We start from the raw sequence: 19,729 nt of genomic DNA on the forward strand, positions 1-19,729 counted from the left end.
ACAGACCGAAGGCGCGGTACGCGAAACGACCGGTAGATGACGGATCGACTGACGACAGCAGTGAGGGTCGTCGCGAGCGCGTTCGAGCGCGCGGGAATCATCGACGCCGAGCGGTTCCGCCCGACGATGGATCTCGCCTGGCCCCGGATCGTCACCGGATTCGCGATCATGTCAAAACAGACGGCCGACCTCGCGATGGTCGGGATCGCCGTCGGCACGGCGGGAACTGCGGGGCTCGCGTTCGCGCTGGCGTACTGGGAGGTCGTGACGATGCTGGGGCTGGGTCTGGCGGGCGGAACCGTCAGCCTCGTCTCGCAGAACTACGGCGGCGAGGAGACCGAGCGCGCGTCGCTCGTCGTCACCCAGAGCGTCCTGCTCGCGGTCGCGTTCGCGATCCCGCTCGTGATCGGCTTCGTCGCGTTCGCCGACCGGTTGATCGGCGTGTTCGGCGCCGGATCGACGTCGCTCGAGCACGGGAGCACCTACCTCGTCTTCGTCGCGCCGGCCGTCCTCTTCGAGCTGCTCAATCTCATCGCCAGCCGAACGTACACGGGCGTCGGCGACACCTTCACCGAGATGATGGCCCGGGCCGGCGGCGCGGTCCTCAACGTCCTGCTCAGCGCGCTCCTCATCTTCGGGTTCGGGCTGGGCGTCGCCGGGGCGGCGATCGGCACGACCCTCTCGACCGGCTTCGTGACGCTCGTCCTGGCGTGGGGGATGGTCGGTCGGTCGTACGGACGGCTGGGCATGGAGCCGAGTCCGGTGCCGATCACCCGCGGGGGAACGCGGCTCGAGCCGACGGTGATCCGACAGTTGATCGAGATCTCGACTCCGGAGATCGGCCGACGGCTCGCTCAAGGGATCGTCGTCTTCCCGCTGCTGTGGATCGCCGCCTCGTTCGGACCGGTGATCGTCACGGCACTCGAGGTCGGTCGACGGGTCCGCAGTCTGATCAACAGCGTCAACTGGGGGCTGTCGCTGGCCTCGAGTTCGCTCGTCGGACAACACCTCGGCGCGAACGAGGAAGCCGAAGCGAGCGCCTACGGTGCGGCGATCATCCGGCTGTCGACCGTGCTCTACGCCGGTATCGCCGTCCTGGTCGTGGCGTTCGCCGAACCGATCGCGAGCCTGTTCGTGAGCGATTCCGCCGAGGTCGCCCGGGCCGCGCCGTTCGTCGCCGTCGGCGCCGTCAGCGCGATCGGCTTCGGTCTCGACGGGGCCGCGACCGGCGCGCTCCTGGGCGCCGGCGACACCCGCTGGCCGTTCGTCGCCGCGCTGGTCGGACGGTACGGGTTCGCGCTGCCGGCCGCCGCCCTGGGGCTCGTCACGCCGCTCGGGATCGGCGGTCTCTACCTCGCGCTTCTGCTCGAGACGTACGTCCCGGGCGGGATCAACTACTGGCTGTTCAGGCGGGGGCGCTGGAAGGTCGTGAGTCGGCGCTATCGACCCGACGCTGACCCCGGCTGAATCCGTTCACGATCGGTTCAGTCGCCGGTTCGTGGCGCAACCGTCCCCCGGAACAGGTTCTCCGGGTCGTACTGCGTCTTCAGATCGACCAGGCGCTCGTAGTTGCCTCCGTAGAGGAGTTTCGCGGGATCTTCGTTCATGCCGGGGAAGTTACCGTACCGGCCCGACGCGACCGACAGCTCCTGCGCTTCGGCGATTCCGTCGCGGGCCCAGTTCACGTTCGCGTCGTCGTCGGCCGGGCCCTCCCAGTTCGCTTCGAAGGTGAGCATGTGCGGCTTGTCGCGGTGCCAGAACGCGGTCGCGTCCTTCGGGACCTCGGCGACCGCGCCGCCGAGGTGCCAGAGGTCGATCGTCGAGAGGACCGAGGGCGCCGATTCGTTGTGTCGGATCATGAGGTCGACGACCTCGTCGGTCAGTTCCTCGAGGTAGATCGACTTCCAGTAGTACCGGAGCCCGTCCGGGTAGTCCTCGTCGAGCATCGACTGCAGGTCGACGTAGCCCATCGAACCGCTGAGATCGGCGATCGGCGTCGCGCTCGCGAGCAGCGGACGGAAGACGTCGCCGGCATCCTCGAGGTCGCCCCGGTAGGAGCCGAGGAAGGCGAGGGCCGGCTCACCCCACGACTCCTCGGGGAACTCCTCGAGTTCGGGGACGCGGGCCGTAAACGCGAGGACGCCCGCGTCTCGAGGGGGGTCGACGGTCCACTCGCGGAACCGGTCCATCACCGCGGCCGCGTCGTCAGCGTGGAACCACGCGAAAAACGCGTACACTTCCGGCCCGACGTCGCGGAGGCGGTACTCGAAGGACGTGACGATCCCGAGAGCGCCACCGCCGCCGCGGATCCCCCAGAAGAGGTCCGCGTTCTCGTCGCTGCTCGCGGTGTGGACCTGACCGTCGGCCGTCACGACGTCGACGCTGACGAGGTTGTCCAGTGCCAGTCCGTACCGGCGACTCAGGTGGCCGTAGCCGCCGTTGAGCGTCAGTCCGGCGATCCCGGTCTGCGAGACGGCGCCGAGCGCCGTCGCGAGGCCGAACAGCTGCGTCTCGCGGTCGACGTCGCCCAGCGTCGCGCCGCCCTCAGCGCGAACCGTCCGCGCCCTTCGATCGACGCGCACACTGTTCATTTCCGAGAGATCGACGACGATACCGGCGTCGCAGACGGCCGTCCCGGCGACGTTGTGTCCGCCACCCCGGACCGCGAGCCGCAGGTTCTGTTCGCGGGCAAACGTTACCGCCGCGACGACGTCTGCGACGCCGGAGCAACGGGCAATGATCGCGGGATACCTGTCTATCATGCCGTTCCAGAGCCCTCGAGCATCGTCGTACGCCGGATCGGACGGGAATAGTACGTCGCCGTCGAATCCGTCCGAGAAGGAGCGAACGGCGTCGCTCGAGAGTTCATCGAACGATTTCTCACCTGGTGACCGACCTGTCGTTCCCATACAGAGCGTACACCCCCGGACGAGATATGGTCGTAGTACGCCTACCCTTGACGATCACTCGTCCGGAGATGTCGGTTCGCGAGACGCCGGAAACTTCCGGATCTCGAGTGCGTCCCGGAACGGAACACATCTTAACTATTAATTGTGGATAATTATATCGCGGATCGCGACCTACGATCACCGAGGAACAATGTCAGTGACAACCACGCCCACGGACGACGGAGCAGTACGCGAACTCGAAGAACAGCTCCGTGGTAAGCTGGTGCGCCCCGACGATCCGGGGTACGACGAGGCGCGATCGGTCTGGAACGGAATGATCGATCGATCGCCGGCGATCGTCGTTCGCTCGCGGGGCGTCTCGGACGTGATCGCCGCGGTGACCTTCGCCCGCGAGCACGACCTGTTATTCGCGGTGCAGGGCGGCGGGCACAACATCGCCGGGAACGGGGTCTGCGACGGCGGGCTCCTGCTCGACCTCTCGGCGATGCGGTCCGTTCGGGTCGAGCCGGAGCGGAAGATCGCCCACGTCGAACCCGGCGCGACGCTCGCCGACGTCGACCACGAGACCCAGTCGTTCGGCCTCGCGACCCCGCTCGGCATCAACTCGACGACCGGCGTCGCGGGCCTGACGCTCGGCGGCGGCTTCGGGTGGCTCACGCGCAAATACGGCATGACCGTTGACAACCTGCGCTCGGTCGACGTCGTCACCGCGGACGGAGAGCTCCGCCACGCGAGCGAGACGGAGAACCCGGAGCTCTTCTGGGGGATCCGCGGCGGAGGCGGCAACTTCGGCGTCGTCACGTCCTTCGAGTTCGATCTCCACGAGGTCGGTCCGGAGGTGCTGGCGGGACCGATCGTCTACCCCGGCGAGGACGCGACCGAGGTACTCCGACGCGTCCGGGACTTCAACGAGGACGCGCCGGACGAATCCTCCGTCTGGGTCGTCCTCCGCAAGGCGCCGCCGCTCCCGTTCCTTCCCGAGAGCGTCCACGGCGTCGGCGTCGCCATCGTCGTCGCGTTCTACGCCGGCGAGATGGACGTAGGCGAGGAGGTCCTGGCGCCGATCCGAGAGTTCGGCGACCCCATCGCCGACGGCGTGGGTCCGCACCCGTACGCGGAGTTCCAGCAGGCGTTCGATCCCCTGCTCACCGAAGGCGCCCGGAACTACTGGAAGTCGCACAACTTCCGGGAGCTCCCGGACGAGGCCATCGACACCGCCGTCGAGTACGCGGAAACGCTTCCGTCACCGCTGTCGGAAATCTTCTTCGGGCAGGTTGGCGGCGCGATGGCACGCGTGCCGGCGGACGCGACGGCGTACCCGCACCGCGATCCCGAGTACGTGATGAACGTCCACACCCGGTGGGAGGACCCCGAGATGGACGACCGGTGCATCTCCTGGGCCCGGAAGTTCTACGACGAGATGGGGCAGTACGCGACCGGCGACGTCTACGTGAACTTCATCAGCGAACGCGAAGGAGAGGAGATCCTCGCCTACGGCGAGAACTACGAGCGCCTCGTCGAACTCAAGACCGAGTACGATCCGGAGAACCTGTTCCGGATAAACCAGAACGTCGAGCCGACGGCCTGATCCGGTATTTTCGAGCCATCCGCCGAAAAGCGAGCCCCGAGACGAAGCCAGCGTGACGATCTCCCGGTTGGTCAGGGGCCGGCATCGGCAAGGGTTGCATCGCCGCTCGAGGCACGAACACTCCCCCGCGGATCGTCGGCGTCGCCCCGTCGTTCGGACACGACGTACTGGACTTCGACGACCAGCGACTCGTCGCCGTGGGGCCGGATCTCGTCGTAGAGCCGATCGGCAAGGCCCGGTTCGGGACCCGTCTCTCGTCCGGAGACCGTGACGACGACTCGCTCGACCGACTGGATCGGGTAGTCGCCGTCGAGTTCGACCACGACGTCCTCCGCCTCGAGGTGGTCGTACCGTGACTCCGCGAGCACCGTTTCGACCTCGTCCTCGGCGGACGACTCGAGTTCCGTCGTGTGGAAGTCGAGCAGCGTGACGCCAGCGAGCGGCGCGGCCAGCACCAGCAGCGCAACGCTGAAGATCGCCGCGTAGGTGTACGTCGGCTTCCGGGTCGGCGACACCTCGAATAGTCCCTGCGGGCGATAGCCGGCGACCCACAGCGTCGCCAGCGCAGCGAGGTTGATCGACAGGACGTTCACGATCACGAGGATGGTCGCACCGATCGCCGCACCGTACATCCCCCAGGCGACCGTGATCCCGACCGCGGCCGACGGCGGAATGAGCGCCGCGGCGATCATCACGCCGACGATGGCCTCCGAGAACCCCCGCGTGAGACTCAGGATACCGGCGATCCCGGCACCGAGTGCGACGGCGAGCGAGAACAGGTTCGGAGCGACCCGCTCCTGGAGTTCGGTGGCGACGACGATGTCGACCCCCGCGGGTTCGAGCCCCGCCAGTCGGGCGAGGGTGGCGAGCCCGATAGAGGCGACGATGACTATCGTGACACCGACGACCTGGTAGGTGAACCCGGTCGACTTGAGACGGTCGTCGCCGGTGACGATGCCGACGTTGGCGGCGAGCGCGGGCCCGATCAGCGGGGCGATAACCATCGCCCCGATCACGACCGCCGGCGAGTCGGCCAGCAGCCCGGCGGTGGCGACGACGGCACTGATGAGCAACATCGCCGTGTAGATTGGAAACGGGGGCGTGAGTTCGTCAGCCTTCGTGCGGAGAACCTGTCTCGAGGTTCGCGACCCCTTCTTCCCACCCTGGCTGTACTGGTCTCTGAGCGTCGCGAACTCCTCCGAGATGACCGTCTCCGCGTTGATGACGACGACGCTGGCGTCGTCGCTGAGCCCGGCTCGCCGCAGCCGGTCGAGAACCGGCTCGACGGCCCGGGTCGGGATCGGAAACCGGACGACTGCGGTGTAGCCCCTACCGCTGGTTTCGTCGCTGACGACGTAGTCGATCCCTTCCTCCTCGAGGATGTCGAGAACGGGCCGCCGCTTCCCCTCCGGCACCGTAATCTCCAGATAGCGCATACTGGGGCCACACCCGACCGCTGGATAGTATCAGGGGGTGGCGTGGACAAGGTCTGCGACGGTCGGGCGAAAACGGGCGCACGACTGGCACGTTAGCCGAGCAACGGCCCTGCCGCAACGGAACCGTCAGTGGTCGGCGCCGACGATTCCACACGCGATCGCTTCCGGCTCGAGCAGTTCCTCGCCGTCGACCGCGTCCGGATCCAGCAGCAGAATCGTATCGTCCGGCATCCCCTCTTCGACCCGCACCTCGCGGCCGAGTTCGTCCTCGAGTTCGGCGACGTCCTCGAGATCGTACTCGCGCTCGAGCAGAAGCTCGGCGTTGGCCCGGGAGAGCACGAAGACGAGCGAGCCCGGTTCGTCGGCCCCGGTCTCGGCGGCCTCGAGCAGTTCTGACAGCGCGTCGGGGTTGAGCTCCTGGAACGAGCGGATCGTCACTCGGTCGGTATCCGATCCGGCGGCGTCTTTCGACTGCGTGCGAACGCGTGAAGCCAACTCCTCGAAATCAGTGCTCGTGTCCATGGTGGAGGGACCGTCGGCGGCGTCCTTCATGCTGTGCCCGGCCAGTTCCGGCCGATACCAATTGGCCTGCGTATCGGCCGGCGTGGCTGCGACGGCTGCGTTCTGAACAGCGTCTTCGAGGGGGAACGACTGAAGCGGCGCGTCCTGCTATCGCGGCAACGCGGAGTCGCCACGTCCACCCGCGCCACCGTGTGTTGGAGGCCAGCTCGAAGTGGGCGTCGTTCTCCCCGGCCGTCGTGGCTTCAGAAGCGGGGGGAACGATAGAACGACGACTGCTACTGGTACTCCGGCAGTCGATCCGAGCGGTCCGACCCGTCGACGAACGGCAGGTCCGTGCGCGTCGCCGGCACCTCCTCGCCCTCGACGCGGACGGTCACCGAAGCAGCCTCGAGACCGTAGTCGACGACCGCGAGCGCGATCACGTCCTCTAGCAGCGGGCTGGTATCGGCGCGGGTCACCTCGCCGACCGAGGCGTCGCCGTCGAAGACCGCGGCACCGGCGTCGGGAATCGCTCGCTCCGCGTCCCCATTCCCGTCCCCGTCCTCGTCCGTCCCCTCGAGCGTGATCCCCACGAGCTGCCGGCTCGGCTGGCCCCGGTTCTCGACGCGGGAGACGACCTCCTGGCCGACGTAACAGCCCTTCTCGAAGTCGAGCGCGTTGCGAAGGCCGAGCACGTTCGGAATACGTCCCTCGAGTTCGGTCTCGAACAGCGGCGATCCCGCCTCGAGGCAGAGCGTGTCCCAGGTCCGGTAGCCGAAGGGTGCGGCGTTCAGCCCCTGGTTCAGGAGCACGTCGTAGACGTCCTCGGCGGCGTCGACGGCGCAGATAACCTCGTAGCTCTCCTCGCCGGTGAGCGCGTCGGTCCGGATGACGGTGACGCCCGCGTCGCCCATCGTGCCGCGAACGAAGGAGAACCGTTCGTCGGGAGAGGCGGCGCCGTTGAGGACGCTCGCGATCTTCTCCGTCGCGTGCGGACCGTGAACCCCGAAGATCGCGTAGTCGTCGGTCGCGACGCTGATCTCGACGTCCTGGATGAAGACCTTCTCTGACCAGTCCTCGGCGAGCGGGTCGGCGTGGGCCGGCGGCGTAAAGAGCAGCAGTCGCTCGCCGGCGTTGTAGACGTAGAGTTCGACTTCGATCCCGCCCTGGGGGTCGAGCACCAGCGCGTAACAGCCCCGTTCGTCCTCGGCCGGGACGCGGTTCGAGACGACGTTGTCGACGTACTCGAGTCGGTCGTCGCCCTCGACGACGATCACGCCGTAGGCGGCCTCGAACAGACCGACGCCGTTGCGGACGGCGCGGTGGGCGCGCTCGGGTCGCCCGTAGTGTTCGGCGACCGTTCTGCCGGCGCGCTCGCCGAACGTCGCGCCGAGATCCGTATGAATGGCCTCGATAACGCTCATGACTACGCTCAGGAGCCAGATCCCCTCAGGCGTTTCGATTCAAAAGGGCATTCGCTCGCGAATCCAGTCGCCGATCGACTGCTCGTCCTCGTCGTCGACCGGGGCGTCGGGGACGACGCGCTCGTCGGGCTTGATTACCGCACCGTCGCTGCCGCCCGTCTCGACGACGATCAGGTCGTCCTCCTTGAGCGTCGAGAGGGCCCGCTCGAGTTCGTCGATCTCGACCTCGACCGCGGCCCGGAGTTCGAAGACCGTCATCCCGTCGTCGATCCGGTCGACGAGCGCGTCGAGTACCGCCACCTCCGTCTCCGCGCGGTCCCGGTACTCCCGCTTTGCTTTCATCCGTCTCCCTATTCGTCGACCCGGGATTTGACGTTTGTCGTTCGCCATCGCCGGCTCACCTTCGGATCCGAGGACGGGCGCCCCCCGGACGGGAGGTTCGCCGAGGAGACGTCACAGTGCGGACACAACCCAGGCAGTACGTTTTTTATGGCGTGAATTGATACGGTGAGACAATGGTCCTGCGATGTTCGCTGCTCGGACACGACTACGGTGACACCGATGTCGAACGCGAGCGCGAAGAACGGGGCAGCGAAGTCGTCGTAACCGTCCGAGAGTACGAAGAGTGTGCCCGCTGTGGCGAGAGACACGTCATCAGCGAGAACACCGAAGTGCGGAGTATCTCGACCGAGACGGGCGTCGACCCGCGTCCCGACGAACCCGAACCGACGCCGGCACGCGAACCAGCATCCGAACCGGACGGAACGGACGCTACGTTTATCGATGCCGACGAGACCGAACCGGGCGCGGCCGCGGGCGGTGCATCGCCGGCCGAAGTCGAGACACCGACGGCTGACACACCGGCCGACGACATCGAGATCCCGACCGACGAGAACGGCGATCCGGTCACTGACGACGGAGAGATCCTCGAAGACGACGGGACGACTACGCGCGACCGCGAACACGGCGAGTGGCCCGACTCCGACGACGTCGGCCCGCCGGTCGAAGCCGAGCGCGGGCCGACCGACTGGCCGGACGACGAGTCCGAGCCGATCGAAGACGACGACTCCGAACTGATCGACGGCTCCGAACCGATCGACGACGACGCCGTCTTACTCGACACCGGAACGACCGACGACGCCGCGACCGCGATCGAGACGGAACCCGCACCCGAAGCGGCGGCTGGCGGCCCTCCCTCGGCCGAGGAGACGTCCGCCGACCCCGGAAGCGGCATCGAGCGCGCCGGATCGGCACCGACACCCGGCAGCGAGGGCGGAACGCGGGCGGACGACGGCTCGTCGGAACTGTACTGTCCGCGCTGCGAGTTCGCCGCGGGGAGCGACCGGAGCTCGCTTCGCACCGGCGACATCTGTCCCGACTGCCGGAAGGGGTATCTCAGCGAACGAGGATATCAGTAGCGTCCGACGGAGTGTCCCCGCAGCAGCGTCGCTTCTCGAGTGCGTCGAAGTCTTCCTCACTCGTAGATCGACCGCCCTCGGTAGTGGCCGGACAGCGCGCTGTTCCGCTCACCGGCGTTCCCACTCGTTCTACGGCGACGACGTCTATGAAAAGAGGTAAACACTCCCCCGTGTATCACCAATTCATGAAGGAGTACAAGATGCGCCGCGGTGAGTATCTCGAGGAGCGAATCCCCGACATGGAGGCCACTGTCGAGGAGTACTTCGGCCCCATTACGGAGACCGAGGAGTACAAGGGAAGTGACCTGTTCGTCATCGGCGAGCCGGACAACCCCGTCTTCGAGAAAGTCGTCGTCGGTACCATCGAGTACTCGGGCAAGAAGGACAAACTCGGCGTCGAGTTCTACGAGCGCGACCCCACCGAACTCGGCCCCGACGAACTCGAGGCCGCCGGTGACGCCGTCGACGCGAAGAACGACTTCCTGCTCGAGGCGACCGGCCGCGACGCCAAATCCCGTCGCGAATCGATGAAGCGGACCGTCGAGGACGACCCGGACCACGACTTCTGAAGAACGAACTTTTACGCTGTCGTTCGGAAGACGCTCGGCGTCTTCCGTGACTGAGCAAATCGGAGATTTGCGAGGTCCGCGAAACCTTCGGTTTCGCTTGATGACGAGACGCCTTCGGCGTCTCGAACCACGTGCGGTCGCTTCGCGACCGCACTCGGTGAAATCTCGAGAGAGCGCAAAGCGCTCTTTTCGACTGGGAGATTCCGGAGGAATCGCTTGCAGTCGGCGCGAAGTCGTTCGAAACGGCTTCGCCGTTTCGTGATGCCAAAAACCGGAGATTTTTGAGCACGCCGACGACCTCGCGGGATCTTCGATCCCGCTCAGCTTCGATGAAAAGCACACCTCCCTCCGTTCCGAACGCGTAACGTTCTCCACACCGATCGTCGGCTCGCTCGCGGTAAGTATCGTATAGCCGCCTGCCCTTCCCCGGGTCAGGCGGCTCACCGCATTTCTCGGTGAGCCGCCTCCCGGCCATAGCGGATGTCCGGTTACCGATTCTTGAGCGAGTTCGAGCAGCCGGCGGCGAGGTTCGAAACGGCTATTGGAGGGTCGTCGAACTAGACAGGTAATGGATCTCTACGCGTTTCTGCTCGCGACCGCGGTAGCGCACGTCGGGTTCTCGATCTTCATCGCCGGGCACGCGTTCCTGACGGACCGGGAGGCCGGCAACTGGCCCTACATCACCCTCGCGTTCGGACTCGCGGGCATCGCCGGCTACTTCTTCTACGACGAGGCGGACGACGGCCCGATTCGACTCAGTCGTCCGCGGTGATGCCCTCGTCACCGCCCTCCGGCGCCGGTGCGTCCGTCCAGACTCCCTCGGTGAAGTCGATTGCATCGGTCCACTTGCCGACGACTGAAGACACCGCGAGATCGCCGGTGACGTTGTTCATCGTCGCGATGCGACCCAGGATCGGATCGACGCCGGCGACGAAGCCGACGATCGCGAGCGGCAAGCCGAGCGCGCTCAGGATGACCGTGAGCATGATGAGTCCGGCCCCAGGGACGCCGGCGGTGCCGATACTGATCAGGATCACGGTGAAGAGGACGAGGACCTGCTCGCCGAGTCCCAGCGAGACCCCGACCAAGTTAGCGGCAAACACTGCCGTCACCGCCTGCCGAATCGCCGCCCCGTCCATGTTGATCGTCGCGCCGAGAGGGAGCCCGAAGCCGTAAACCGACTCGTCGATCCGGAGGTTCTCCTCCGCGTTCGTCACCGTCACCGGAAGGGTGCCGCTCGAGGAGCGGATCGTGAACGCCGTCAGCATAGCGTCTTTCGCGCCGTTCAGGAACGCGATCGGGGACTGACCGAGAATGCCGACGGTCATCACGCCGAGGTAGGTGACGGTCATGTGGATCGCGATCCCGATCGCGATGACGGCGACGAGCGAACCGAGCTGGACGATCGCCCCGAGCCCTTCGGTGCCGATCGAAGCGGCCATCAGCGCGAAGACGCCGATCACGCCGTACTCCATCACGCCCCAGACGATCTTGAACAGCGCTTCCGTGCCGGCGTCGACGAACGCGAAGAAGCCGTCGATCGCGTCCTCGATCGACTCCTCGCTCGTCGCCTCGCGGACCATCGTGAGCGCCAGTCCGAACACGATCACGAAGAAAATCGTCGCGAGGATATCGCCCTCGACCATCGCCGCGAGCGGATTCTCGGGGACGATCCCCAGCAGAACTTCCGCGACCGTCGGCGGTTCGGCTTCCTGGGCCTCGCCGCCGGTAAACTCGACGGCGCTCCCGGGATCGAACAGGTTCGCGACCGCGAGTCCGATGACGGCCGCGATGGTCGTCGTCACGATGTAGAGTCCGACCGTGAGTCCGCCGACCTTCCCCAGTCTCGAGGGCGTCAGCTTGCGCATTCCGCCGAGCAAGGTGAAGACGATGATCGGGATGATCAGCATCTCGAGCAGTCGCAAGAAGAGGTCCCCGAACGGGCTGAGAACCGCCGCTTGTTCGCCGATCGTTGCACCGAGCGCGGTCCCCAGAACGAACGCCGCCGCGATACGGTAGATGATCGGTACCGACCGGTATCGACGCCACGTTCGCCCCGGAATCGACCCCTCTGTCTCGTTCATCGATTGATGTGTAGAACGGAGGGTATCAACCGGTGTCGATATCGGAGAGGCTAACCGTCACCCGCGACGGGCGGGCGGCCTCAGGCGAGGAAGACGTGTCGCGGACGGTCCTCGAGCACGTCGCGACCGAATTCGACGGCGTCGGCGAAGGCGTCGCTGCGGAAGAACGCCATCGCGTCCTCGCGGGAGTCCCAGCGGCTGGCGATGAACATGTCGTTTTCGTCCTCGCGGTTGACGAGCAGGTCGGTCTTGCGGTGGCCATCCATATCCGCGAGCAGCGATGCGGCGTCGCCGAACGTATCGACGAAGTCCTCGCGGTGTTCCGGCTTGACCGTGTAGAACATCCCCATCGTCCCCCAGGAACCGTCGTCATTATCGCCCGCCTGTCGAACGATATCCGGCAGGTCGGCGAGGAAGCCGGCGGCCGTGTTGGCGGCGCGCTCGGTCTCCCAGAGGCTGACGACCGCGTTTTCGCTGTCGTCGTCTCGGGTGCCGTACACCGCCGTCTTCACGTGCGTGTCGTAGTGGTCGAAGTTCGTCCGCAGTCCATCGACCTCGTCGAAGAGTTCGTCTTCGTCGGCCGCGGAGTAGAGCACGACGGCGTGGACGTCCTCGCCGTGGGGCTGGCCCGCGTAGACGCCCATCTCCTCGAGTTCGCTGCGGACCTCCTCGCCCTCGTCTTCGTCGTCGCCGTGCGGGTCGTCCGAGCCGCTGGAGTCGCCGTGGTGGCGGCTTCCCGAATCGCCGTGTGCGGACTCGCCGTCTCCGTGGGGGTGTCCGCCGTGAGGGTCGGCGTCGTCCTGCGGAATCGGCTCGCCGGCGAGGAAGGCGCCGAGTTGCTCGGGCGGGAACCGCCGCGCGGAGAGAAACCGGCCGAACTCCGCGAAGCGGGAGCTCGAGGGGTCGAACCGCATCTCGTAGAGCAGTTCCTTCACGTCGGTCGGATCGTCGGCGAACAGCGTCACGCCCCACTCGAAGTCGTCGAGGCCGATACTGCCGGAGATAATCTGGGTGACGCGCCCGGCGTAGTCGCGGCCGATGTCGCCGTGACTCGAGAGGTGCTCCGCGCGCTCGTCGAACGGCAGATCGTACCAGTTGTCCTCGGGACCGCGGCGCTTGTCCATCGGGTAGAAGCTGACGAACTCGCTGTCGGGGATCTCCGGTTTGAGCCGGGACTCGATGTAGCGTTTCATCCCGGTGTCCTCGACCTCCGCGTCGTCGTCGAAGAACTCCTCGGACATGTAGCCCGAGACCTCCGTTACCGAGAGGTAGGAGTCCGCCCGTTCGGTGAACTCGGCGAGCGCCGTCTGCTCGAACCGGCGCTCGAGGGCGTCGATCTCGGCCAGCGTCGGCCGCAGGTGGAGGACCAGCAGGTCCGCCTTGTGGCCGAGCACCGCGAACGTCGCGGAGTCGCCGGCCTCGGCGTCGTCGACGCGCTCGGCGGCGGACAGATACTCGATACCCTCGTCGATCGCCCGCGAGCGACGCCGCTCGGGGGCGTCCCGCCAGGCATCCCAGTCGATCGACCGGAAATCGTGCAGGACGTACCACCCCTCCTCGGTCTGTGGCGGTTTCCGTCGTTCCATGAGCGCGGGTTGGACCGGCGTCGCCAAGAAGGAACGGGTTTCGCGACGAACGGGCGGTCGTCCGACCGAAACCCTTTACGCGCGTCCGTTTAAATCTCGGGCCACATGCGGAAGAGTGGACCGCCGAAGGGTGTGATCGCCTATCTCGTTCTCGAACTCCTCGAGGAGAAGCCCCGATACGGCTACGAGATACTGAAAGAGATCCGCGACATCAGCGGCGGCCACTGGGAACCGTCCTACGGCTCCGTCTACCCGATACTCTACAAGTTCGAGGAGAAGGGGTGGACCGAGCGCATCGAACGCGAGGACGAACCCGACCGGAAGTACTTCGAACTCACCGACGACGGTCACGAGGAACTCGGAGAGCGCAGAGCGTCCGGCGCGGAGAAGGCCAGGGACTTCGGCGACGTCATCCTCGGCTTCTTCCACGTCTACGCCGCGTTCTCGACGGACGAGCGCTTCGAGATCCCCGAACAGGAGGGCGAGTGGCACTTCAACGAGGAGTTCAGCGCCTGGATCGTCGAACAGGTCGTTCGTCACCACGAGCACTACTTCGACACCGACTTCGAGCGCATCGAGGAGACGCCCGAGGAGTTCTACGAGCGCCACGGGATCGACGAAGAGAACTAGCGCCGCGGACGGATCGGATCTCGAGCGCGTGCGACTACTCGAGACGCGTTCGGTCCACAGTTGCCGTTTGGAATCACCACTTTTGTCGGTGATACGTATCCGTAAGCCGCGTTACGTACAGGTCAAGCAGGTAACGGAGAGACGATCAATCTCTCCGATAGCTGTCAAAAACCGCCTGCTGAATACCGAGAGTGTAGTCAGCACGACGACTCCATTTCTTTCAGACGTTCCTCGCTGAACCGACGCTCAGCATGCGTGCCTATCGAAGGGCTACCTTGACGAAATATTGTTCGAGAGCGACTACCGTTCAGGTAGACACGTGGCCATGCGTCCAGCCAGGGTCGTGGCCGGTGCGGTCTATGAAATCGGACCGACACGCCGGACAGTAATCAGGGGTGACGGATTCGCTTCGGGGAACGTACACCGCGCCGCCACACTTTACGCACGCATCCGCGACGATGGTCGCGCAGTCCGCACAGACGCTGAAGTCGTCAGCCGTGAGTTCGCGCAGAGGTTCGAGCTGTTTATCGAGGAGATACTCGTCGATGACCGTCTGGCAGTTATGGCACGGTTTCATGGCGATGCATGCTACACTCGTGACCGCCCGGTAAATATCTGGCCTCCGAAACCGAACTGATTGCCGAAATCTGAACGAACCGTACGCGCGACCAACCGTTCCACGTGTGTAATAAAACAGGGGCCGTGGTACCGCGACGCTCGGAAGTGTTATCCGTCACTGGAGACAACGTTTGTTTGTAATGGCAAACGGAAAGGTTGATTTCTTCAACGACACTGGCGGCTACGGTTTCATTTCGACTGACGACGGCGACCTCGACGACGACGAAGACGTTTTCTTCCACATGGAAGATGTCGGCGGAGAGGACCTGACGGAAGGTACTGAGGTCGAGTTCGACATCGAGTCCTCACCGAAGGGGCCTCGCGCATCGAACGTCGTCCGGCAGTAATACTGAGACACACTCGTCGCTCACAGCGACAAACAATACCACGGATTTTTCAGACGGTTACACGTTCCAGCTGAGGCTATCTGCACCTCCAGAAACACCAACATCGAGAACGTTGCGTGACCGATACGCGCTCTGTATTCAGCACGGCTCTCTAAAACCCCTATTATCTGATGGAAGTGATCGCGTTAGGTTCGCACATCGACGTAACGGCTGGGCCGGACAAGCCCGCGTCCGAAGAACCCGAGTATCCGACGGTAGATCGCCGTGTATCCGGGAAAACCGTCCGTCGACGGCTCAGTTCAGCAGCTGCGGGCCGAACAGCATCAGCACGAAGCTGGTGAGCATCGCCAGGCCGACGGTCGTCGTTACGACCCGGACCATGCCGCGGGTCGCGTCGAACGGCAGCCGCGAAACGATCGCCTCCGTACTCGTTCGGAGGATGTGCCCGCCGTCGAGGGGGAACGCCGGAATGCAGTTGAAGAAGCCGAGCTGGACGTTGATCCAGCCGGTCCAGAACAGCAGGTTGGCGGCCATGAAGATCGTCCAGTCGCCGACGATCGAGAGCGGCCCCTCCACCTGATAGAAGTTCTCGATACCGCCGGCAAAGCCCGTAAAGTTGTACGGGAGCACCTCGAGAATGCCGGCGAGCGGGAGGAACAGCGCGAAGCCGATCTTCCCGAGGAACGAGTCGGCGAGCGGACCGAGATCGGTGTCCCCGTCACCGCCGAGCGCGGTCAGGTACGCCTCCGCGGGGTAGTACTGGATACCGAGTGCCTCCGCGGAGATGCCGGAGATGCCCGAGATCGGGTGGTATCCGGCACTGCCGCCGCCGGTCACCTGGCTCCGTTCGCCGAGGGTGACCTCGTACTCGACGCGCTCGCCGTCGAGATAGCCGGCGACGGTGACCTCGTCGTCGGGATCGGTCGTTCCGATGCGGTCTTGGAGCGTCTCCTGTGACTGCGTTCGCTCGCCGTCGAACTCGGTGACGACGAGCATCTCACCGGCCGGTGCGCCGGCATCAGCGAGCGGTCCGCCCTCGGCGATCTCGACCGCCGCACCGATCGGTAGGTCCCGTTCCGCGGTCTCGCCGTCGGCACCGATCGTCAGCGTGGCGATCTCCTCGTCGCCGACGGCCTCGAGCAGTTCGCCCTCGGTCGCGACCGACTGGCCGTTGACGGCGAAAATCGAGTCTCCGGTGTCGAGGTCGGCCGGGTTCTCCGAGACGGCGGCCGTCACCACGAGCGAGCGCTGGACGGATACCGTCTCCTCGCCGTTTCGTTCGACCTCGATCTCCTCGTTGTCGGCCGCCTCGAGTTGCTCGCGGAAGTGGTCGTCGTCCTCGATCTCCTCGCCGTTGATCGCCGTGATTCGATCGTTTGGCTGGAGACCCGCTTCGGCGGCCGGCGAGTCGGGGGCGACCCCGCCGACGGCAGCGCCGGGGGCGACGGCGATCGAGCCCGCGACCGGCCCGAACAGGAGTGCGAACGCGAGGATCGTGATCGCGAAGTTGTTCGTGACGCCGGCGGCGAACATTCGGGTCTGGCCGCCGCGGGAGGCGTTCTTGCTGCTCTCCTGATCGGGTTCGACGAACGCGCCGATCGGGAGAAACGCGAGCATCGCGACGCCCATCGAGTCGATCTCGATGTCTTCGACGCGACAGAGCAGCCCGTGGCCGCCCTCGTGGACGACGAGGCCGACGAGCAGCCCGAAGACGATCCCGGGCGTCGCCGAGAGCGGCAGGAAGTCGTTGACGCCGGGGATGATCAACACGTTACGCGGCTGCTGGACGGACGACGTCGGCTGGGGCGACGAGAGAGCGGCGATCGCTGCAAAGAGCAGAAAGACGAACATCGCCACCATCACGACGATGGCGATACCGATTCCGAGATTGGCCCACGCTCGCCAGAATCGTTTGGGACTCGCGAGCCAGTCGAGGAAGTCCCGCCCGCGCTTCGTGTGGAACGTCAGGATCGGGCCCTGCGTCCCGATGTATTCGGGTAGCAGGCCGGCGTTTCGAACCGAAATGATCGCAAACCAGTAGATCGCGAGCCCGATGAGTACCCACGTGAGCGCCGACGAACCGAAGAGCTCCGGCACCGAGACGAAAGCGGGAGAGCCGTAGTGCATCTACACTAACTCCGGGTGGCGCTGTCAAATGGTTTTTGTTGCCGGGAACGGTCGGGCGGGGTTAGCGTTCTCGGCGAAGCCGCGCGACGACGAACTCCCGGTCGACCTTTCCGAGGAACGGGCCGAGCTTCGGCCCCTGCTCCTCGTCGAAGAACAGCCGGTAGCCGGCGCCGAAGAACTCCCCGACGTCGACGTCGTGGCGCCTGGCCGTCTCGTAGATCTCGCCCTGGATCTCGTCGGGTTCGTGTCCCTCCTCGACGAAGTCGGCCAGCTCCGCGAGCGCCGTCTCCGTCGCGTCGTCGAAGTCGTGAGCCGGGATCTCGCTGCGCTTCAGTTCGTAGTCGAACTCGTTTTCGGTCCGTCGGGCCCAGTTCCGAGCCTGTTCGACTCGCTCGAGCGCCCCCTCGACGGCCCACTCGGGTGCGTCGTCGGGAACGTGGCCCTCGCGACGGGCGATCTCCTCGCGCAGGTCGGGATCGTCGGTCATGCCGAGTACTGCGGCGAAGGTGTAGGGAAGGCGAACCCGCTCTTCTCGAGGCTCGTCAACGACGAGCGGATAGACCCGATCGGCAAACGCCTTCTCGTCCTCGCCGACCTCGATCTCACCGAAGTAGACCGCCTCGAAGCGGTCGAACTCGTCGACCAGCTGATCGAGCCGCTCGATGCTGAAGTCTCGGGCCCGCGAGGGATCCTTCGCGAAGAAGTACCGGAGCACCTCGGGCTCGAGCAGTTCGAGCACGTCCGAGACGAGGATGACGTTCCCCGCCGAGGAGGAGAACGGTTCGCCCTCGAGGGTGAACCACTCGTAGACCATCGGCACCGGCGGCTCGATCTCGAGGACGTTGCGCGCGACGTCCTGGCCGCTCGGCCACGACCCTTCCGCGTGGTCCTTGCCGAACGGTTCGAAGTCGACGCCCAGCGTCTGCCACTGGCCCGGCCACTCGAAGCGCCAGGGCATCTTTCCCTCTCGGATCGTGGCCGTCCCCTCGTGGCCGCAGCCCTCGATGGTACGGTCGCCGGCGTCCATGTCGGTACAGCGGTAGTCGACGGTCGGCGGCTCACTCGCGAGGTCGACGCTCGTGACGGTCTCGGTGATCTTTCCGCACTCCTCGCAGATCGGGTTGAACGGGACGTAGTCCTCGTCGACCTTGTCCTGGTATTCGGAGAGAACCTCGCGCGCGCGGTCCTGGTTGGCGAGCACGTGGCGGGTGACGTCGTCGAGTTCGCCCGACTCGTAGAGTTCGGTGGTCGACACCATCTCGATCGGCACGTCGACGGCGTCCGCGCTGTCCTGGATAATCGTCGAGAAGTGGTCGCCGTAGGAGTCGCAGCAGTCGAACGGGTCCGGAACGTCCGTGTACGGCGTCCCGAGGTTCCGTCCGAGAGCGCCCGCGTTCACGTCCCCCAGATCGACGAGGTTGCCCTCGAGATCGCAGAGCGTTCGGGGCAGCTTTCGAAGCGGGTCGCGGTCGTCCGCCGTGAAGACCTGCCGGACCTCGTGGCCGCGCTCGCGGAGCACCTCGGCGACGTAGTAGCCCCGCATGACCTCGTTGACGTTCCCCAGGTGCGGGACGCCGGACGGCGAGATGCCGCCCTTGATGACGATCGGCTCGTCGGGCTCCCGGGCCTCTACGCGGTCAGCGACCGCATCCGCCCAGAAGACGTGGCGGGCCTCGTCTCCCTCCTCTCGTTGCAGGGTGTAGGGACTCTCGGCGTCCGGCCCGCTCGGCCCGTTCGCGTCGTCTCCGTCGGCACTCATTGTTCGTCGTTCGCCCAGTAGGTCGGTTCCTCCCCGACGGCGTCGGGGATGATGTCCGTCCCCTCGTGGTCGCCGTGGCGGATCGCGCGGGAGATTCGTTCGGGGTCGGTGCCGTCGAGGACGATCGTTCGCATCCCCGATCGCTCGATGATTTTGGCTGCAAGCAGGTCGACCGGCGCCGACGCGCCGGCGTTCATCTCGAGGCCGGCGATGACGTCGACGAGATCCGCCGCACTGAGTCGATCGAACTTCGTCGCCCCGTCGACCTCGTTCGGGTCGTCGCTGTAGACGCCGGGGACGCTCGTCGCGTAGACGAGGAGGTCGGCGTCGACGTACTCCGCGAGCGCGGCGCCGACGGCGTCCGTCGTCTGTGCGGGCGCGACACCGCCCATAACGGAGACGTCGCCCCGTCGGAGCGCCTCGCTGGCCTCCTCGTAGTCCTTCGCCGGCGCGGTTACGGCGTCCTCGCCGAGCGCGGCGATGAGGAGTCGTGCATTGAGCCGGGTGACGTCGATCCCCAGCTTGTCGAGTTCGATCTCGTTTGCCCCCAGATCCCGTGCGGCGCCGATGTACTCGCGGGCGACGCCGCCGCCCCCGACGACGACCCCGACCCCGCAACCGTCCCCGACGAGGTCCTCGACGACCGCGGCGTGTTCAGCAACCCGATCGGTCCCGAGCTGGGGAACGAGTACACTCCCGCCGATAGAAACGACCACTTTCATCCTAACCCGGT

General features: G+C 65.9%; 18 protein-coding genes. 7 read left to right on the forward strand and 11 right to left on the reverse strand.

All coding sequences use genetic code 11. The features are described 5' to 3' along the window. Positions 1-36: 36 nt before the first annotated feature. Entirely contained in the window at positions 37-1,467 is a 1,431-nt protein-coding gene (locus NED97_RS17800; protein ID WP_252488355.1) for an MATE family efflux transporter, read from the forward strand. Between the two features lie 17 nt (positions 1,468-1,484). Here the strand turns inward: NED97_RS17800 and NED97_RS17805 are convergent, their stop codons facing one another. Then, positions 1,485-2,909, reverse strand: coding sequence for an FAD-binding oxidoreductase (locus NED97_RS17805; protein ID WP_252488356.1), 1,425 nt, complete (start codon positions 2,907-2,909; stop codon positions 1,485-1,487). Between the two features lie 190 nt (positions 2,910-3,099). Here NED97_RS17805 and NED97_RS17810 point away from each other — a divergent pair, with 190 nt between their 5' ends. Further along, positions 3,100-4,497 carry an FAD-binding oxidoreductase gene (locus NED97_RS17810; RefSeq protein ID WP_252488357.1) on the forward strand — a complete coding sequence of 466 codons (1,398 nt, stop codon included), beginning with the start codon at positions 3,100-3,102 and terminating at the stop codon, positions 4,495-4,497. Positions 4,498-4,568: 71 nt separating this feature from the next. On the opposite strand, the gene NED97_RS17815 is transcribed toward NED97_RS17810, so the two are convergent. The 4 genes from NED97_RS17815 to NED97_RS17830 all read right to left on the reverse strand — a co-directional run bounded on the left by NED97_RS17815 (position 4,569) and on the right by NED97_RS17830 (position 8,200). After that, positions 4,569-5,933: a TIGR00341 family protein gene (locus NED97_RS17815; RefSeq protein ID WP_252488358.1), complete on the reverse strand. Its 1,365-nt coding sequence runs from the start codon at positions 5,931-5,933 to the stop codon at positions 4,569-4,571. A gap of 126 nt (positions 5,934-6,059) precedes the next feature. Then, positions 6,060-6,485, reverse strand: coding sequence for a hypothetical protein (locus tag NED97_RS17820; protein ID WP_252488359.1), 426 nt, complete (start codon positions 6,483-6,485; stop codon positions 6,060-6,062). Between the two features lie 245 nt (positions 6,486-6,730). Continuing rightward, on the reverse strand, positions 6,731-7,858 hold the full coding sequence (gene ygfZ / locus NED97_RS17825; RefSeq protein ID WP_252488360.1) for a CAF17-like 4Fe-4S cluster assembly/insertion protein YgfZ: 1,128 nt from the start codon (positions 7,856-7,858) through the stop codon (positions 6,731-6,733). 39 nt (positions 7,859-7,897) lie between these two features. Continuing rightward, entirely contained in the window at positions 7,898-8,200 is a 303-nt protein-coding gene (locus NED97_RS17830) for a DUF6432 family protein (RefSeq protein WP_252488361.1), read from the reverse strand. A gap of 173 nt (positions 8,201-8,373) precedes the next feature. Between NED97_RS17830 and NED97_RS17835 the strand changes: the two genes are divergently transcribed. The 3 genes from NED97_RS17835 (at position 8,374) to NED97_RS17845 (ending at position 10,617) form a co-directional block, all read left to right on the forward strand. Continuing rightward, positions 8,374-9,276: a DUF7093 family protein gene (locus NED97_RS17835; RefSeq protein WP_252488362.1), complete on the forward strand. Its 903-nt coding sequence runs from the start codon at positions 8,374-8,376 to the stop codon at positions 9,274-9,276. A gap of 185 nt (positions 9,277-9,461) precedes the next feature. After that, positions 9,462-9,845: a DUF5611 family protein gene (locus NED97_RS17840; RefSeq protein ID WP_252488363.1), complete on the forward strand. Its 384-nt coding sequence runs from the start codon at positions 9,462-9,464 to the stop codon at positions 9,843-9,845. 568 nt (positions 9,846-10,413) lie between these two features. Then, a complete protein-coding gene (locus tag NED97_RS17845) occupies positions 10,414-10,617 on the forward strand; it encodes a hypothetical protein (protein WP_252488364.1) in 204 nt (67 codons plus the stop codon). Here the strand turns inward: NED97_RS17845 and NED97_RS17850 are convergent. Continuing rightward, positions 10,601-11,929 (reverse strand): dicarboxylate/amino acid:cation symporter, encoded by a 1,329-nt coding sequence (locus NED97_RS17850; protein ID WP_252488365.1) that lies wholly within the window; start codon positions 11,927-11,929, stop codon positions 10,601-10,603. The genes NED97_RS17845 and NED97_RS17850 overlap by 17 nt on opposite strands. Before the next feature lie 80 nt (positions 11,930-12,009). Then, positions 12,010-13,515: a heme-binding protein gene (locus NED97_RS17855; protein WP_252488366.1), complete on the reverse strand. Its 1,506-nt coding sequence runs from the start codon at positions 13,513-13,515 to the stop codon at positions 12,010-12,012. A gap of 105 nt (positions 13,516-13,620) precedes the next feature. Between NED97_RS17855 and NED97_RS17860 the strand changes: the two genes are divergently transcribed. Further along, positions 13,621-14,145 carry a PadR family transcriptional regulator gene (locus NED97_RS17860; protein ID WP_252488367.1) on the forward strand — a complete coding sequence of 175 codons (525 nt, stop codon included), beginning with the start codon at positions 13,621-13,623 and terminating at the stop codon, positions 14,143-14,145. Between the two features lie 307 nt (positions 14,146-14,452). Here the strand turns inward: NED97_RS17860 and NED97_RS17865 are convergent, their stop codons facing one another. Then, complete coding sequence (locus tag NED97_RS17865; RefSeq protein ID WP_252488368.1) at positions 14,453-14,722, reverse strand: DUF7571 family protein; 270 nt, start codon at positions 14,720-14,722, stop codon at positions 14,453-14,455. 181 nt (positions 14,723-14,903) lie between these two features. Here NED97_RS17865 and NED97_RS17870 point away from each other — a divergent pair, with 181 nt between their 5' ends. After that, entirely contained in the window at positions 14,904-15,110 is a 207-nt protein-coding gene (locus NED97_RS17870) for a cold-shock protein (RefSeq protein WP_121822023.1), read from the forward strand. 294 nt (positions 15,111-15,404) lie between these two features. Here the strand turns inward: NED97_RS17870 and NED97_RS17875 are convergent, their stop codons facing one another. The 3 genes from NED97_RS17875 to pyrH all read right to left on the reverse strand — a co-directional run bounded on the left by NED97_RS17875 (position 15,405) and on the right by pyrH (position 19,718). Next, positions 15,405-17,237 (reverse strand): site-2 protease family protein, encoded by a 1,833-nt coding sequence (locus NED97_RS17875; protein WP_252488369.1) that lies wholly within the window; start codon positions 17,235-17,237, stop codon positions 15,405-15,407. Positions 17,238-17,298: 61 nt separating this feature from the next. Next, positions 17,299-18,996: a lysine--tRNA ligase gene (lysS, locus tag NED97_RS17880; RefSeq protein ID WP_252488370.1), complete on the reverse strand. Its 1,698-nt coding sequence runs from the start codon at positions 18,994-18,996 to the stop codon at positions 17,299-17,301. Further along, the gene (gene pyrH, locus NED97_RS17885) at positions 18,993-19,718 is read right to left on the reverse strand and encodes a UMP kinase (protein ID WP_252488371.1); all 726 of its coding nucleotides are present in this window, start codon (positions 19,716-19,718) and stop codon (positions 18,993-18,995) included. The genes lysS and pyrH overlap by 4 nt, the downstream gene beginning before the upstream one ends. Between the last annotated feature and the right edge of the window lie 11 nt (positions 19,719-19,729).

The organism is Natronococcus sp. CG52, assembly GCF_023913515.1.
Taxonomy (GTDB): Archaea; Halobacteriota; Halobacteria; order Halobacteriales; family Natrialbaceae; genus Natronococcus; species Natronococcus zhouii.

What these genes read in the sequence shown, in the direction of transcription:
- NED97_RS17865 (WP_252488368.1), bottom strand. Translation starts at nt 14,722, where the DNA reads ATGAAACCGTGCCATAACTGCCAGACGGTCATCGACGAGTATCTCCTC.
- NED97_RS17840 (WP_252488363.1), top strand. Translation starts at nt 9,462, where the DNA reads ATGAAGGAGTACAAGATGCGCCGCGGTGAGTATCTCGAGGAGCGAATC.
- NED97_RS17805 (WP_252488356.1), bottom strand. Translation starts at nt 2,909, where the DNA reads ATGGGAACGACAGGTCGGTCACCAGGTGAGAAATCGTTCGATGAACTC.
- NED97_RS17830 (WP_252488361.1), bottom strand. Translation starts at nt 8,200, where the DNA reads ATGAAAGCAAAGCGGGAGTACCGGGACCGCGCGGAGACGGAGGTGGCG.
- NED97_RS17850 (WP_252488365.1), bottom strand. Translation starts at nt 11,929, where the DNA reads ATGAACGAGACAGAGGGGTCGATTCCGGGGCGAACGTGGCGTCGATAC.
- NED97_RS17800 (WP_252488355.1), top strand. Translation starts at nt 37, where the DNA reads ATGACGGATCGACTGACGACAGCAGTGAGGGTCGTCGCGAGCGCGTTC.
- NED97_RS17860 (WP_252488367.1), top strand. Translation starts at nt 13,621, where the DNA reads ATGCGGAAGAGTGGACCGCCGAAGGGTGTGATCGCCTATCTCGTTCTC.
- NED97_RS17855 (WP_252488366.1), bottom strand. Translation starts at nt 13,515, where the DNA reads ATGGAACGACGGAAACCGCCACAGACCGAGGAGGGGTGGTACGTCCTG.
- NED97_RS17870 (WP_121822023.1), top strand. Translation starts at nt 14,904, where the DNA reads ATGGCAAACGGAAAGGTTGATTTCTTCAACGACACTGGCGGCTACGGT.
- NED97_RS17810 (WP_252488357.1), top strand. Translation starts at nt 3,100, where the DNA reads ATGTCAGTGACAACCACGCCCACGGACGACGGAGCAGTACGCGAACTC.
- NED97_RS17875 (WP_252488369.1), bottom strand. Translation starts at nt 17,237, where the DNA reads ATGCACTACGGCTCTCCCGCTTTCGTCTCGGTGCCGGAGCTCTTCGGT.
- NED97_RS17835 (WP_252488362.1), top strand. Translation starts at nt 8,374, where the DNA reads ATGGTCCTGCGATGTTCGCTGCTCGGACACGACTACGGTGACACCGAT.
- pyrH (WP_252488371.1), bottom strand. Translation starts at nt 19,718, where the DNA reads ATGAAAGTGGTCGTTTCTATCGGCGGGAGTGTACTCGTTCCCCAGCTC.
- ygfZ (WP_252488360.1), bottom strand. Translation starts at nt 7,858, where the DNA reads ATGAGCGTTATCGAGGCCATTCATACGGATCTCGGCGCGACGTTCGGC.
- NED97_RS17820 (WP_252488359.1), bottom strand. Translation starts at nt 6,485, where the DNA reads ATGAAGGACGCCGCCGACGGTCCCTCCACCATGGACACGAGCACTGAT.
- lysS (WP_252488370.1), bottom strand. Translation starts at nt 18,996, where the DNA reads ATGAGTGCCGACGGAGACGACGCGAACGGGCCGAGCGGGCCGGACGCC.
- NED97_RS17845 (WP_252488364.1), top strand. Translation starts at nt 10,414, where the DNA reads ATGGATCTCTACGCGTTTCTGCTCGCGACCGCGGTAGCGCACGTCGGG.
- NED97_RS17815 (WP_252488358.1), bottom strand. Translation starts at nt 5,933, where the DNA reads ATGCGCTATCTGGAGATTACGGTGCCGGAGGGGAAGCGGCGGCCCGTT.